General features: G+C 69.8%; 14 protein-coding genes. 9 read left to right on the top strand and 5 right to left on the bottom strand.

The features are described from left to right. Nucleotides 1–32 precede the first annotated feature (32 nt). Nucleotides 33–962, top strand: a complete 930-nt coding sequence (locus KZC57_RS00355) for a phosphodiesterase (protein WP_060922643.1) — start codon at nt 33–35, stop codon at nt 960–962. Nucleotides 963–1013: 51 nt separating this feature from the next. Beyond that, entirely contained in the window at nt 1014–2474 is a 1461-nt protein-coding gene (locus KZC57_RS00360; protein ID WP_025103193.1) for an aspartate ammonia-lyase, read from the top strand. A 63-nt stretch (nt 2475–2537) separates the two neighbouring features. On the opposite strand, the gene KZC57_RS00365 is transcribed toward KZC57_RS00360, so the two are convergent. Next, the gene (locus KZC57_RS00365; protein WP_144880958.1) at nt 2538–3407 is read right to left on the bottom strand and encodes a fumarylacetoacetate hydrolase family protein; all 870 of its coding nucleotides are present in this window, start codon (nt 3405–3407) and stop codon (nt 2538–2540) included. Nucleotides 3408–3496: 89 nt separating this feature from the next. Between KZC57_RS00365 and KZC57_RS00370 the strand changes: the two genes are divergently transcribed. The 3 genes from KZC57_RS00370 to KZC57_RS00380 all read left to right on the top strand — a co-directional run bounded on the left by KZC57_RS00370 (nt 3497) and on the right by KZC57_RS00380 (nt 6113). Beyond that, nucleotides 3497–4798, top strand: coding sequence for a PrsW family intramembrane metalloprotease (locus tag KZC57_RS00370; protein WP_105949638.1), 1302 nt, complete (start codon nt 3497–3499; stop codon nt 4796–4798). A 213-nt stretch (nt 4799–5011) separates the two neighbouring features. After that, complete coding sequence (locus tag KZC57_RS00375) at nt 5012–5380, top strand: FKBP-type peptidyl-prolyl cis-trans isomerase (protein ID WP_025103196.1); 369 nt, start codon at nt 5012–5014, stop codon at nt 5378–5380. Nucleotides 5381–5558: 178 nt separating this feature from the next. After that, nucleotides 5559–6113 (top strand): YceI family protein, encoded by a 555-nt coding sequence (locus tag KZC57_RS00380; protein WP_025103197.1) that lies wholly within the window; start codon nt 5559–5561, stop codon nt 6111–6113. Between the two features lie 31 nt (nt 6114–6144). Here the strand turns inward: KZC57_RS00380 and KZC57_RS00385 are convergent, their stop codons facing one another. Further along, on the bottom strand, nt 6145–7440 hold the full coding sequence (locus KZC57_RS00385; protein ID WP_247640806.1) for an MFS transporter: 1296 nt from the start codon (nt 7438–7440) through the stop codon (nt 6145–6147). A 185-nt stretch (nt 7441–7625) separates the two neighbouring features. Here KZC57_RS00385 and rpsO point away from each other — a divergent pair, with 185 nt between their 5' ends. Next, a complete protein-coding gene (rpsO, locus tag KZC57_RS00390; RefSeq protein ID WP_017203073.1) occupies nt 7626–7895 on the top strand; it encodes a 30S ribosomal protein S15 in 270 nt (89 codons plus the stop codon). Nucleotides 7896–8000: 105 nt separating this feature from the next. On the opposite strand, the gene KZC57_RS00395 is transcribed toward rpsO, so the two are convergent. Continuing rightward, nucleotides 8001–9005 (bottom strand): isopenicillin N synthase family oxygenase, encoded by a 1005-nt coding sequence (locus KZC57_RS00395; protein ID WP_247640807.1) that lies wholly within the window; start codon nt 9003–9005, stop codon nt 8001–8003. A gap of 150 nt (nt 9006–9155) precedes the next feature. On the opposite strand from KZC57_RS00395, the gene efeU reads away from it, so the two are divergent. From efeU to efeB, 3 genes are read left to right on the top strand one after another with little or no spacing between them, the layout of a single operon-like run. Further along, entirely contained in the window at nt 9156–10094 is a 939-nt protein-coding gene (gene efeU / locus KZC57_RS00400) for an iron uptake transporter permease EfeU (RefSeq protein ID WP_247640808.1), read from the top strand. Further along, nucleotides 10091–11323 carry an iron uptake system protein EfeO gene (efeO, locus tag KZC57_RS00405; protein WP_247640809.1) on the top strand — a complete coding sequence of 411 codons (1233 nt, stop codon included), beginning with the start codon at nt 10091–10093 and terminating at the stop codon, nt 11321–11323. The genes efeU and efeO overlap by 4 nt, the downstream gene beginning before the upstream one ends. Nucleotides 11324–11348: 25 nt before the next feature. After that, entirely contained in the window at nt 11349–12653 is a 1305-nt protein-coding gene (gene efeB / locus KZC57_RS00410) for an iron uptake transporter deferrochelatase/peroxidase subunit (RefSeq protein WP_247640810.1), read from the top strand. Between the two features lie 4 nt (nt 12654–12657). On the opposite strand, the gene KZC57_RS00415 is transcribed toward efeB, so the two are convergent. Together KZC57_RS00415 and KZC57_RS00420 are read right to left on the bottom strand one after the other, a co-directional pair. Next, the gene (locus KZC57_RS00415; RefSeq protein ID WP_217584479.1) at nt 12658–13542 is read right to left on the bottom strand and encodes a serine hydrolase; all 885 of its coding nucleotides are present in this window, start codon (nt 13540–13542) and stop codon (nt 12658–12660) included. Beyond that, complete coding sequence (locus KZC57_RS00420; protein ID WP_060923353.1) at nt 13539–14669, bottom strand: acyltransferase family protein; 1131 nt, start codon at nt 14667–14669, stop codon at nt 13539–13541. Before KZC57_RS00420 ends, KZC57_RS00415 begins: the two co-directional genes overlap by 4 nt. Nucleotides 14670–14768 lie beyond the last annotated feature (99 nt).

The following is a 14768-nucleotide window of genomic DNA, read 5'->3' on the forward strand; positions in this document are numbered from 1 at the left end:
GGAGCGTCGGCGCCCGCCCCTAGGCTGAGGGCATGTCCGCACTCAACGGAACGCCCCCGGTCTTCGGCCGGTACGCCCCCGCGTCCCATGTCCTGATCCATGTCAGTGACCCGCACTTCCTGGCCGGCGGTGCCGCGCTGGGGGGACGGTACGACGTCGAGCGCACGTTCGCGCGGACGCTCGAGGCGATCCGCGCCGTGCATCCCGCTCCCGCCGCCATCGTGATCACCGGGGACCTCGCCGACCTCGGCGAGCCGGATGCGTACCGCCGGCTCCGGGCCGCGATCGAGCCGGTCGCCGCCGAGCTCGGCGCTCCCGTGGTCTGGGTCGCGGGCAACCACGACGAGCGCCCGGCGCTGCGCGAAGCGCTCCTCGACGGCGAGCCCACCGAAGAGCCGGTCACCGGGGTCTGGGATATCGACGGGCTGCGGCTCGTGGCCCTCGACACGAGCGTCCCGGGATGGCACCACGGCGACCTCGACCCGGCGCAGCTCGCGTGGCTGGCCGACGTCCTCGCGGAGCCCGCGCCGCACGGCACGATCCTGGCTATGCATCACCCGCCGCTGCCCAGCCATCTGCCGCTGTTCGACATCCTCGAGCTCCGTCATCAGGACGAGCTCGCCGCCGTCATCCGCGGCACCGACGTGCGCGGCATCCTCGCCGGCCACCTGCATTACTCCGCACACGGTCTTTTCGCCGGTGTCCCGGTGAGCGTGGCATCCGCCACCTGCTACACGATGAACGTCGCCCGTCCGGCGGCGGAGGTGAACGGCATGGACGCCGCCCAGGCGTTCCAGCTCGTGCACGTGCGGCCGGAGACCCTCACGCACACGGTCGTCCCCGTGGTCGACGCGCCGACCGACGACTACTTCTCGGAGGAGTGGATCGCGCGGATGGCGGCGCTGGCCCCGGAGGAGCGCCTGGAGGTGTTCTCCCGGAAAACCCCGCAGGGACCGGCGTAGACTGGTCGCATCCCCCACTTTTCCGTTCGCCACGACCCACGAGGATGTGACATGGCTTCTGCCGCGCCCGCCCATACCCGCACCGAGACCGATTCGCTGGGGAGCATGGAGATTCCCGCCGACGCGTACTGGGGGATCCACACCGCCCGCGCCGATGCGAACTTCCCGATCACGAAGCGCCCCATCTCGGTCTATCCCGAACTGGTGATCGCCCTCGCGATGGTGAAGCAGGCCAGCGCCAGGGCCAACAAGGAGATCGGCGTCCTCGACGCCGAGCGGGCCGACCTCATCGACCGCGCGGCGCAGCGCGTCATCGACGGCGAGTTCCACGACCAGTTCACGGTCGGCGTCATCCAGGGCGGCGCCGGCACGTCGACGAACATGAACGCGAACGAGGTCATCACCAACATCGCGCTGGAGATGGCCGGACGCGAGAAGGGCGACTACGCCTTCCTCTCTCCGATCGACCACACGAACCGCAGCCAGTCGACCAACGACGTCTACCCGACCGCGGTCAAGATCGGCCTCTCGCTGACGCTGCGTTCGCTGCTCGACGAGCTGGACGCCCTGCGCGTGGCGTTCCTCGGCAAGGCGGGGGAGTTCCACGACATCCTCAAGGTCGGCCGCACCCAGCTCCAGGACGCCGTGCCCATGACGCTCGGTCAGGAGTTCCACGGCTTCGCCACGACCCTGGGCGAGGACCACAGCCGCCTCACCGAGAACGCCTCGCTCATGTTCGAGATCAACATGGGCGCGACCGCGATCGGCACCGGCATCACGACCCACCCCGACTACGCGCCGGCGGTGCTGAAGCACCTGCGCGAGATCACCGGGCTCGACCTCGAGACGGCGACCGACCTCGTCGAGTCCACGAGCGACACGGGCGCCTTCATGTCGTTCTCCTCGTCGCTCAAGCGGAACGCCATCAAGCTCTCGAAGATCTGCAACGACCTGCGCCTGCTGTCGTCGGGTCCGCAGGCGGGCCTGGGCGAGATCAACCTTCCCGCACGGCAGGCCGGCTCCAGCATCATGCCGGGCAAGGTCAACCCGGTGATCCCGGAGGTCGTGAACCAGGTGGCGTTCGCGGTCGTCGGCGCCGACATGACCGTGACCATGGCCGTCGAGGGCGGTCAGCTCCAGCTCAACGCCTTCGAGCCCGTCATCGCGCACTCGATCTTCCAGTCGATCACCTGGATGCGTCAGGCCATGTGGACGCTGCGCGTGAACTGTGTCGAGGGCATCACCGCCAACCGTGACCGTCTGGGCGCGATGGTCGGCGCGTCGGTCGGCGTCATCACGGCGCTCACGCCCTTCATCGGCTACGCGGCGGCCGCCGCCCTGGCCAAGACGGCCCTGCTGACCAACCGCAACGTCGCCGACCTGGTGGTCGAGGCCGGACTCATGTCGCGCGACGAGGTCACCAAGCAGCTCTCTCCCGCCCGTCTCTCGGGTCTGGAGGCGGTCACGGCGGCCATCCCGATCGTCACCCCGGACGACCTCATCCAGATCTGAGCGTCGGCCGGATATGCGAAGGGGACGGGAGCTCGAAGCTCCCGTCCCCTTCGCGTATCCGGGTCAGTCGAGGATGCGGCAGTGCGTCGTGAGCTCGCCGATCCCGTCGATGCCGACCGTGACGGTCGAGCGGTCGCGGAGGAAGATCTGCGGGTCGCGCGAGTAGCCGGCACCGCCGGGGCTGCCCGTGGAGATCAGGGTGCCGGGGAGCAGGGTGAGCGACTGGGAGAGGTGGGCGATGAGCTTCGCCACCGAGCGCACCATCTGGTCGGTGCTGGCGTCCTGCACGGTGTGTCCGTCCACGACGGTCCAGATGTGGAGGTCCTGCGGGTCGGCGATCTCGTCGGCGGTCACCGCGAAGGGCCCGGTGGGGGTGAAGCCGTCGAACGACTTGCAGCGGGACCACTGCGCCTCGGAGAACTGGATGTTCCGCGCGGTGATGTCGTTGACCACCGTGTAGCCCCACACGTGCGTCAGGGCATCGGCTTCCGGGACGTCCTTCGCGGGGGTGCCGATGAGCACGCCCAGCTCGGCCTCGTAGTCGACGGCCTCGCTGAGACTCCGGGGCCAGGACGTGGTCTGGTCGTGACCGGTCAGCGAGTTCGGCCACAGCGTGAACACAGTCGGTGCGGCGTCGGTCTTGAGTCCGAGCTCGCTGGAGTGCGCGGCGTAGTTGAGGCCGACGGCGAGCACGGCCGGCGGCGCGATCACGGCGGAGGCGAACCCCCAGCCGGTCAGCGGGTGGCGCGGGGCCGTGCCGTCGCGCAGGGCGGCGCGGAGCTCGTCGAGTCCGGCGTCTCCTCGCTCGATCAGCTGCTGCAGGGTGGCAGGCGCGTCGGACAGGAGATCGGAGACGAGGATGGCGTCCGAGTCCTCCACCACGGCGAGAACCGCCTGGGAGGAGTCTGGACGGCGCAGGTGAGCGAACCGCATGGTTCTACGCTACCGGGTGCGTGCGGCCGGTCGGGTGGAGGAAGCCCCCAGAGCCCGGCGCGGATGCTTGTGCCCCATAAGCTTTGAGCATGACCTTCGGAGGACCGTCCGACCCCCAGCAGCCCGCCCGGTACACGCCGCCGTCCGCGCCGCCCGCGCAGCCGAGTGCGTACTCCGCCGCGCAGTACGCGCAGTCGCCGTATCTGCCGCCGTCGTTCGGACAGCAGCCCGGCTATGCGTCGGCCCTCGCGCAGCCGACGCCCTACACGCCGCCGGCTCCCGTCGCGCCGTCGCCCGCGGAGTCGCTGCCGGCTCTCCCGGTGCCGAACAAGAAGGGCCGGACGATCTCGCTGTGGCTGTTCGGCTTCCTCGGGTTCCTCCTCCTGGCGCTCATCGGCTACTTCGGCTGGGCGCTCGGACCGACCGCGTCGGTGATCGGGCTCGTCCTGGCGTTGATCCCGCTCACGATCGTCTTCCTCGGGGTGCGCATGATCGACCGGTGGGAGCCGGAGCCCAAGCGTCTCGTGGCGTTCGCCATCGCCTGGGGTGCCGTGGCCGCGGTCGGCCTCACGCTCCTCGTCGACATCGGCCTCACGATGCTGTTCGACATCCGCTCCGAGGAGTTCTCCGCGGTGGTCCAGGCTCCCATCGTCGAGGAGTTCTGGAAGGGCCTCGGGGTCTTCCTCATCTTCCTGCTCGCGCGGCGCTCCTTCGACGGTCCGGTGGACGGCGTCGTGTACGGGGCGCTCGTCGGCGCGGGCTTCGCGTTCACCGAGAACATCCAGTACTTCGCCATCAGCCTGATCGAGGGCGGCGGAGAGCAGCTCGGCGTGACCTTCATCGTGCGCGCGGTGCTGTCGCCGTTCGCCCACGCGATGTTCACCTCGCTGACCGGGTTCGCGATCGGCCTCGTGGCTCGCCGGCACGCTTCCGCGGGAGCGGCCGCCGGCGCAGGCCTGCTCGGCATGGTCGGGGCGATCCTCCTGCACGGCCTGTGGAACGGCTCGGCCACCTTCGCCGACTTCTTCGGGCTCTACTTCACCCTGCAGGTGCCGCTGTTCATCGGCTTCATCCTCGGGATCGTCGCGCTGCGGCGAGAGGAGGCGCGGCTCACGCGGGCGCGCCTGGCCGAGTACGCCGCCGCCGGCTGGTTCACGCCGGAGGAGGTCACGATGCTCGCCACGCCCGCCGGGCGCAAGGTCGGGCTGGCGTGGGCGGCGCAGCTGCGCGGCGACCGCCGGCCGCTGATGCGTGAGTTCATCAAGGACGCGACGGCGCTGGCGGCTGTCCGCCAGCGGGCGATCACCGGTCGCGACCCGCTCGCGGTCGAGGACGAGCGTGCCCTGCTGATCCGAACGAGGGCGGCACGAGCCGCGCTGCTGGCCTACTGAGCGGCACGCCCGGAGACAGACTCAGCGCCCGGTGCTGCGGCGATGCCTGCATGTCTCCCGGGCGCTGAGTTGATCTGCCACCAGGGTGCACCCGGCCCCGGGGATGTGTCAAGGGTCTCCGTGACGGGCAGCCACGGCGGCTCGACGAGGTGTTCGCTGTGAGCAGGTGCGGTCGCGTTGACCGGGCGCGCGACGGTCGGGTTGGATGGAGCCATGACTGATCGCACAAAGCCCGAGTTCGACGCCCCGACCGGCCCTGCCCCCGCAGAACTGGTCATCCGCGACATCATCGAGGGTGACGGTGCCGAGGCCAAGCCCGGCGACACCGTGACCGTCCACTACGCCGGCGTGGAGTTCGAGTCCGGCGAGGAGTTCGACTCGTCGTGGGGTCGCGGCGAGACCATCCAGTTCCCGCTCCGCGGCCTGATCCAGGGCTGGCAGGACGGCATCCCCGGCATGAAGGTCGGCGGCCGCCGCGAGCTGATCATCCCGCCGCACCTCGCCTACGGCCCGGCCGGGGGAGGACACTTCCTCTCCGGCAAGACGCTGATCTTCATCATCGATCTCGTCGCCGTCGGCTGACATCCTCGTTCGAAAGCGCCCCGCCCCCCTGTGGTGTGGGGCGCTTTCGACGTCTCCGGACTTTCTGCTCGACACGGGAATACATGCGAGTGAATGTATGTTGTGGGAAGGGTGCCGCGGACGATCGCGGTGCCATCCCTTCGCCGCCGCCGCGGCCGACGTCTCCTGAGGAGCAACCATGAGCAGCATCGACATCCCCGGTTACCGCCCCGGCACCTGGGTCCTGGACCCGTCCCACAGCGAGGTGACCTTCAGCGTCCGCCACATGATGATCTCGAAGGTGCGCGGCACCTTCGGCGTGAAGAGCGCGACGCTCGTGGCCCCGGAGAACCCCCTCGACGCCAAGGTCGAAGCCTCGGTCGACGTGACCTCCGTCGACACGAAGGACGAGGGCCGTGACCAGCACCTCCGCTCCGCCGACTTCTTCGACACCGAGAACTTCCCGACCATGGACTTCGTCTCGACCGGCGCGCGCGTCGAGGGCGGCGACTTCCTCGTGGACGGCGACCTCACCATCCGCGGCATCACCAAGCCCGTCACCTTCGAGCTCGACTTCGGCGGCTTCGGCAGCGACCCGTGGGGCAACTACAAGGCCGGTGCCTCCGCCAAGACGGTCATCAACCGCGAGGACTTCGGCCTCACCTGGAACGCCGCGCTGGAGACCGGCGGTGTGCTCGTCGGCAAGGACGTCACGATCACGCTCGACCTCCAGGGTGCGCTGCAGCAGGACTGACGCGCGCAGACCTCTCCGAACCCCGGGCCCGTCAGGGCTCGGGGTTCTCTGCGTCGTAGGCGCGGAACCGCGGGTGCCGACGGGCGAGGAGGGCGACGAGGACGATCACGAGGATGCCGCCGAGCAGCGGGGGGAACCACAGCGACGTCAGCGTCGCGAGGGTCCCGGCGTAGAGGGCGCCGACGCGGGGGCCGCCGGTCACCACGACGACGAAGAGCCCCTGCAGGCGTCCGCGCATGGCGTCGGGCACCGCGGCCTGCATCATGGTGTTCCGATAGATCGAGCTGATGTTGTCCGAGGCGCCGGAGAGCGCGAGCGCCACGCAGGCAGCGACGATGAGCAGGACGTGCGGCCGGTCCTCACCGGCGGGCGTCGCGGAGAGCGCGCCGATCAGGAGGACGACGCCGAACAGGGCGATCGCGGCGCCGTAGGCCTCGATGGCACGGGCGATCCCACGACCGTGCCACCGGTACTGCACCACGCGGCCGGAGAACAGGCTCGAGGAGAAGGTGCCGACGGCGACCGCGGCCGTGAGGATGCCGGTCGTGAACGCCCCGCCGCCGAGGATCACGGCGCCCAGCGCCGGGAAGAGCACGAGGGGCTGCCCGAAGGTCATCGCGATGATGTCCATGACGTACTGCATCCGGATGTTGCCCGCCCGTCGGAGGAAGCGCCAGCCGTCGACGAGTGAGGCGAAGCCGGGGCGCACGGTGTCGCCTTCGGGGCGCAGGGCGGGGAGGGTCCACAGTCCGAGGAACATCGACAGCATGAGCACGACGTCGATCGTGTACGTCCAGCCGTACCCGGTGAGGGCCACGAGGAGTCCGGCCAGCGCGGGGCCGGCCATGACCGTGAGTCCGAAGGCGACGCCGTTGAGCGCGGACGCGGCGGCGAGCATGCGGCGGGGGATGAGCCGGGGGACGATCGCCGTCCGGGTGGCCATGCCGACGGAGTTCGCCGCCGAATTCACGATGCTCAGCGCGTACAGCCACCAGATCGTCTCCGTCCCCGTCCACGTGAGCGCGGCGAGGAGCGCGGTGGAGGCGAACGTCACGGTGGCCGCGATCAGCGCGACCCGCCGGCGGTCGAACGCGTCGGCGAGCATGCCGCCGTACAGACCGGCGAGGATCATCGGGAGAAGGCCGGCGACGGCGATCATCGAGACGGCGAACGTGCTCTCGGTCAGTTCGAACACGTGCAGCATCACGGTCACGATGGTGAGCTGACCGCCGATGCCGGCGAGCGTCGAGCCGATCCACATCCGGGCGAAGGCCGGGCTCGCCTTCAGCGGGGTGAGGTCGATCAGATGGCCGCGTCGGGAGCTCACAGGGCGATCTTCTTCTGCACATCCCGAGCCTAGTTGACCGGTGGACCCCGGTCCGGACCCCGTGTCCCGCCGTGGTCGTTCGGGCTGGTAGACTCGTCAGGTTGCCGTTCGATCGGCCGCGGATAAAGAGAGCTCACGCATCAGGCGTCGGGCGCCGCGCAACAAGCAGAGAGGGGATCGAATCTATGGCACTGGAAGCAGACGTCAAGAAGGCGATCATCGAAGAGTACGCGACGCACCCCGGTGACACCGGATCCCCCGAGGTGCAGGCCGCGATGCTGACACAGCGCATCAAGGACCTCACCGAGCACCTGAAGGAGCACAAGCACGACCACCACTCGCGTCGTGGTCTGTTCCTGCTCGTGGGTCAGCGCCGTCGTCTGCTCGGCTACCTCCAGAGCGTCGACATCGAGCGGTACCGCTCGCTGATCGCACGCCTTGGTCTTCGTCGATAAGGCACCACGGACCCAGCGTTCAATCGCGCAGAACATTCTTGAGAAGGCCGCCCCACGGTGTGGGGCGGCCTTCGTCATGTCCGGGATGACGCGTCGCGGAGCCTGTCAGGCGGGCGTCCGGACCAGATCAGGGTGGTGGATGGCCGCCACGTCGGGGTGCGCGCGCAGTCGCGACTTCATGGCGTTCTCGCCGTAGGTCGCGTGGATCGGATTGCTCGGGTCCTCGGTGATTCCGGTGGCCTCGGCGGCGAGGTCGGCGGGGAGCTCGAGCAACGGCAGCTGCTGGTCGAGGGCGGGGTTGAAGAAGAACGGGATCGAGATGCGCTCCTCGGGCGCCCGCGGCGAGATCACCCGATGGTTCGTCGCCTTGAGGTAGCCGCCGGTGGCGTACTCGAGCAGCTCGCCGATGTTGACGACGAAGGCGCCGGGCACCGGGGGAGCCGACACCCACTCGCCGTCACGCTCGACCTGGAGCCCGCCCTTGCCGGGCTCGACCCAGAGCAGCGTCAGCACCCCGGAGTCCTTGTGCGCGCCGACGCCCTGCTGCGGTTCCGGCTCGTTCGTGCCCGGGTACCGCACGATCTTGATCAGGGTCGACGGATCGCGGAACGTCTCGTCGAAGTAGGTCTCCTCGGCCCCGAGAGTGAGGGCCCAGGCGCGCAGGAGCTTGCGGGCGATCTCCGTCAGGGCGTCGTGCCACTCGGTGACGACCTGCTTCAGCTCGGGCTGGGCGGCCGGCCAGAGGTTGGGGCCGATGAGGCGGTTGAAGGCGGGGCCGTCGTCCACCGGCTCGCGCTCGGGGCCGATGTCGATCTGCTCGCGCCAGTCGACCTTGCCCTGCGTCCGTTCCCCGCCGATCCGGGTGTAGCCGCGGAAGTGCGGGCTGTTGACGTTCTCGATCGCGAGCTTGTCCTCCTCCGGCAGGGCGAAGAAGTCGAGGGCCGCCTGGTGCAGCCGCGCCTCGAGTTCCGGTGAGATCCCAGTGCCGGTGAGGTAGAAGAAGCCGACGTCGTGAGTGGCCGCGCGGAGGTCGTCGCGGAAGCGCGCCGCGGCCTCGGGGCCGTCGTCGAGCTGGGACAGGTCGAGGATGGGGAGCGAGAGTTCAGCCATGGACCGAGGCTATGTCGGGGATGTGGCCGGAGGACGCTCTGTTGCACTCCATTACCTCCGGCGGTGGTGTCGGGGCGGCGCCGGTCGCGGTGCTAGAGTCTCGGTGGTAAGGGATGCCTTACCTCAGTCGTCAGTCAGAGAGTGTCTCCCGTGCTCGCCACCTTCCTCATCGGACTCCGCGAGGGTCTCGAAGCCGCGCTCGTCGTCGGCATCCTCGTCGCCTACCTCCGCCGTCTCGGTCGGCGGGACGCGCTGCCCAAGATGTGGGCCGGGGTCGGTCTCGCGCTCGCCCTCGCTCTGGGCATCGGCGCGATCCTGACCTTCGGAGCCTACGAACTGACGTTCCAGGCCCAGGAGCTGATCGGCGGCGGGTTGTCCCTCGTCGCGGTGGCGATGGTGACGTGGATGATCTTCTGGATGCAGCGCGCCGGCCGCACCATGAAGGCGACTCTGGAGGGCGGCATCGATCGCGCGCTGACGGTGGGTGGTCTCTGGGCGCTCATCGCGATCGGCTTCGTCTCCGTCGCCCGCGAGGGGATCGAGACCACGCTGCTGCTGTGGTCGATGGTGCAGTCCTTCGGCGACGCCCCCTCGGCCCTCGTCGGCGCGCTCCTGGGACTCTCCGTGGCCGTCGTGCTCGGCTGGCTCATCTCCCGCGGGGCGCTGCGCCTGGACCTGCGGCGCTTCTTCGCCTGGACGGGCGGCTTCCTCGTGATCGTCGCGGCAGGCGTCCTCGCCTACGCGCTGATGGATCTGCAGGAGGCCGGCGCGCTTCCCGGCCCGTTCACCGCCGCCGCTCCGCTCGACCCGGTCACCGGCGCCGTCGCCGTGGGCGGGGCCGGCTTCCCGTTCGGCTGGGCGTTCGACGCGTCGGCGGCGATCGCTCCCGGCGGCGCGCTGGCCTCCGTCCTGCAGGCCACGGTCGGCTTCATGCCCGCCATGACGTGGCTGCAGGTGCTCGCCTGGGGCCTCTACCTCCTCGTCGTGGGCGGGCTCTACCTCCGCGGCCTTCGCTCGGCACGCCCTTCGATGCGCGGTGCCTCCGCCGCCACCCCGACGTCCTCCCTCACACAGCAAGGAGCAGCATGATCACCTCGCACCGGGTCCTCGCTGCGGCAGCCGCCGCGGGTACCGCCGTCCTCCTCCTCAGCGGCTGCGTCGCGAAGAGCGATAGCCAGGCGACGGCGGCGTTCGACGTCTCGTCCACCGCCACGGACTGCGCCGTCTCCGCGTCCACCGCGAAGAGCGGGACGCTGACGTTCGATGTGAAGAACGACACCGACCAGGTCTCCGAGTTCTACCTGCTGGCGGAGGACGGACTGCGGATCGTCGGCGAAGTCGAGAACATCGCCCCGGCCGCGTCCCGCACCCTCACGGTGGTCGCCCAGCCGGGCGAGTACTTCACGCTCTGCAAGCCGGGCATGGTCGGCGACGGTGTCGGTCGGGCGGCGTTCACGGTGACCGGAGACCGCGTGGCGGTGGACGGCCCCGACGCCGAGCAGAAGCAGAAGGCCGTCGATCTCTACGGGGCGTTCGTGAAGGACCAGGTCGGGCAGCTCGTGCCGGCCGTGGAAGACCTCGTGGCCGCCTATGAGTCCGGCGACGACGAGACCGCCCGCACGCTCTTCCCCCAGACGAGGGCGTTCTACGAGCGCATCGAGCCCGTCGCCGAGGCGCTCGGAGACCTCGACCCGCGGATCGACTACCGAGAGGTCGATGCGGTGGCGGAGGGCCTGGACTGGACCGGATTCCACCGCATCGAGAAGGACCTCTGGGTGCCGGCGAAGGACGCGCTGAACGCCGACGGAGAGACCCCGGCATGGCAGGACTGGACGCCGTCCACGCCCGCGGAGCGCGCCGATTACGGCGACCTGCTCCTGGCCGACGTGCAGGAGCTGTACGACTACGTGCACTCGGACGACTTCACCACCGCGTTGGACGACCAGGGGATCGGCGGCATCTCGAACGGCGCGATCGCACTGCTCGACGAGGTGGCCACCGGCAAGATCTCCGGTGAGGAGGACTGGTGGTCCGGCACGGATCTCTTCGACTTCGCCGCGAACGTCGAGGGATCCAAGATGGCCTTCTCACTGGTGCAGGACTTCGCCGCGGCGCAGGGCGACGACGGCGAGGCCCTCGTCTCCGAGATCGAGACCGGATACACCGACCTCGAGGAGTCCCTCGCCGCGCACGGCTCGCTCACGAAGGGTTTCGTCGGCTACGGCGAGCTGACCGAAGCGGACAAGCGGGAGTTCACCGACCTCATCAACGCGCTCGCCGAGCCGCTCTCGCAGCTCACCGGCACGGTGCTCGACTGACGACGGCACACGGAGGAGCACGGACGTGAACGAGTCGGAATCCGTCCCCCGGGAGGCGCCGGCGGCCCTGCCGTCGGAGCCCTCCGGCGGTGGTCTCAGCCGCCGAGGGCTGCTCGGGCTGGCCGTCGGCGGTGGCGTCGCGGGGCTGGCCGTCGGCCTGGGGGCCGGGACGGCCGGAGGCATGGCGCTCGGGCGTGCGCGCGCCGCCGAGGACGCCGAGTCGCGGTACGAGTTCTTCGGCGCGTACCAGGCCGGCGTCACGACGCCGGTGCAGGACCACCTGCACTTCGCGAGCTTCGACATGATGCCCCGCACCGACCGGGACGATCTCATCTCCCTGTTGCAGGACTGGTCGTACGCCGCGGCGCGGATGACGCAGGGGCTGGAGGTGAGTGCGAGCGGCGCGGTGAACGGCCCCGCCGAATCGCCCCCGGATGACACGGGGGAGGCGCTGGGGCTCCCCGCCGCGGGCCTGACCCTCACGTTCGGGTTCGGTCCGGGGCTGTTCGAGAACGAGGACGGCGATCGCTACGGTCTCGCAGCGCGGCGCCCGCCCGGCCTGGAACGCCTCCCCGCCTTCCTCGGGGACGACCTCGATCCCGCGGCGTCGCACGGCGACCTGTGCATCCAGGCCTGTGCCGACGACCCCCAGGTCGCCGTGCACGCGATCCGCAACCTCAGCCGCATCGCGTTCGGACGGGCGCGCCTGCGCTGGTCACAGCTCGGATTCGGCAAGACCTCGCGCACGACGGCAAGCCAGGCCACGCCCCGGAACCTCTTCGGCTTCAAGGACGGCACGGCCAACGTCCTCGCCGACGACACCGCGGCGCTCGCCGAGCACGTCTGGGTCGCCGAGGGTGACGAGCCGTCCTGGATGGCCGGCGGTTCGTATCTGGTCGCCCGGAAGATCGCCATGCTCATCGAGACCTGGGACCGGGTGCGCCTCTCCGAGCAGGACACGATCATCGGACGGGACAAGGGGGTCGGGGCGCCGCTCTCCGGAGGCGACGAGTTCACGGCGCCTGACTTCCGCGGCACGAAGATCGATGCGAACAGTCACGTCCGGCTCGCGCATCCGGAGCAGAACGACGGCATCCGCATCCTGCGCCGCGGCTACAACTACGTCGACGGCAACAACGCCCTCGGGCGACTCGACGCCGGGCTGTTCTTCCTGTCCTACCAGCGTGATCCCGCCCAGTTCATCAGCCTGCAACGCCGGCTGTCGACCGATCGTCTCAACGAGTACATCCGTCACGTGGGCTCAGGCATCTGGGCCATCCCCCCGGGAGCGCGACCGGGCTCGTACGTGGGGGCGGAGCTGTTCGCCTGAGCACTCAGCCGGCGGCGACGTCTTCGAGGACGGCGACGGCGTCCGCGGCGAACGCATCCGCTCCGGCGTGATCGTGAGCGGTCACCGTCACCACCGCGTCGTCGAGGAAGAGCAGCAGCTGGCCGTGGGCCCCGTGCAGCCGCCACGCTCGTCCCGGACCCTGCCAGCCCGCGAGCGCATAGCGGTCGTAGCCCGGGTTGACGCCCGCGATGACGCCGTCCTCGTGCATGGCGTCGATCCACTCCGGGGCGACGAGTCGACGTCCCTGCCAGGACCCACGATCGCGGATGAGCAGCCCCAGGCGCGCGACCTCCTCGGTGCGGAGCGGCAGGCCACCCCCCGCCTCGATGCGGCCGTTCGGGCAGCGGGACCACGCCACGTCCTCGATGCCGAGCGGGGCGAACAGGCGGGTCGAGAGGTAGTCGCCGACATCGCCCACCCGGGTCGCGAGGGCGGTCATGGCGGTGTAGGTGCTCGCGTTGGAGTACTGGAACACGCGGCCGCGTGATGGCCGTCGCAGGAACTCCCGGGCCAGATCCGGCCAGTCCGTCATCAGCGTCTCGGACCACGGCAGGTCGATGCCGCTCGACATCGACAGCAGGTGACGCAGGGTGATGTGAGCGACACCCTCGCCGAGTTCGTGGTCCGGCAGGAGGGTGGCGACGGTGTCGTCCAGGCGGATCAGTCCGTCGTCGGCGGCGAGCGCGGCGGCCAGCACGCAGACGCCCTTCGCGATCGAGTGCACGTCCTCCCGGACGTCGGGTGTCCAGCGGTGACCCGCGGTGTCGTCGCCGATGCGCACGTGAAGCCCGTGCGCGGCGAACCCCTGGGAGTCGGCGATGGCGACGAGCCGGTCCCGGACTTCGGATGCGGGGTGGGTGGCTGTCATCGCGGACGCCGGGAACCGGTCGGATCGTTCCGGCGGCCTTCCCGCGAGGCGAGCTCGGGGTCGGCGAACAGCCACCGCGGCCGCGGCTCCACGAGCGGACGGAACACCCGCCGCACGGGCTTGGTCGCGAGCAGCAGCGCGAGGACCACCGACAGCGCCGTGACCGCAGGGAGCCAGAACCAGGTCGGCTCGAGGTCGCGCAGCACGCCGCTCTCGCGGAACGGGTAGAGCACGAAGGAGTGCAGGAGGTAGACGTACATCGTGTACTGGCCGAACGTGGTCCACCAGTACGCTCCGCGCGGGATGAGGGCGAAGAAGGCGGCGCACAGCACGACCGCCAGCAGCATGAGCAGGATGCGGATGCCGCCGGCCCACCACTGATCGCCGACGAGGTCGACGTAGGAGTCTTCGTAGAACAGCCAGTGCCGCAGGTCGACTGCCTGCCACAGCGGCAGCCAGTTCCACGCCGCCCATCCGGCCGAGCCGAGGACGACGAGCGCGAGGACGCGGCTCCACCACGGGCGGACGTCAAGGAGGCGGAGGCGGTCGACGACGTTCCGCTCCCGGAGCCACCAGCCCAGGGTGAAGAACGGCAGCAGCCCCAGGGTCCGGGAGAGCGAGAACGTGCTGTCGACGTTCGGCAGGTAGCCGGCGCCGATGGAGATCACGATCGTCCACAGCAGCGGCCAACGCAGCAGCGCGAGGTAGGGGAGGACGAGACGGAAGATCCCGAGCGCGAGCAGGAACCAGAGCGTCCAGCTGGGCTGGGTCGGATTCGGGGTGGTCTCTCCCTCCACGAGCCACTTCGTGAGCGTCCAGAGCGCCTCGAAGATGACGTAGGGCAGGATGATGTCGGTGATGACGCGGGCCATCTGCGTCCGGGTGGGGGAGCCCGACTTGGAGAAGTAGCCCGAGATGATGGCGAACGCCGGCATGTGGAACGCGTAGAGCGCCAGATAGAAGGCGAAGGCGATGTCCGAGTCGTAGCTGAGGCGCTGGATGGCATGACCCAACACCACGAGGACGATGCAGGCGTATCGCGCGTTGTCCCAGAAGGGCACGCGTCGGCGTTTGCGGGCGACCGGCCCTGTGTGGGGCCCCGTCGTCCCGACTCCGGTGGTGCTCATTCTCCGAGGCTACCGGCCGGGAATAAAGTTGCCCTGCACGCGTTGACCCAATTACATTCAAATGAATAGAACCGGATGTCGAGCATCCGATTCGGAGAA

The sequence above is a fragment of the Microbacterium sp. KSW4-4 genome (genome assembly GCF_023091185.1).
In the GTDB taxonomy this organism is placed as follows: domain Bacteria; phylum Actinomycetota; class Actinomycetes; order Actinomycetales; family Microbacteriaceae; genus Microbacterium; species Microbacterium paraoxydans.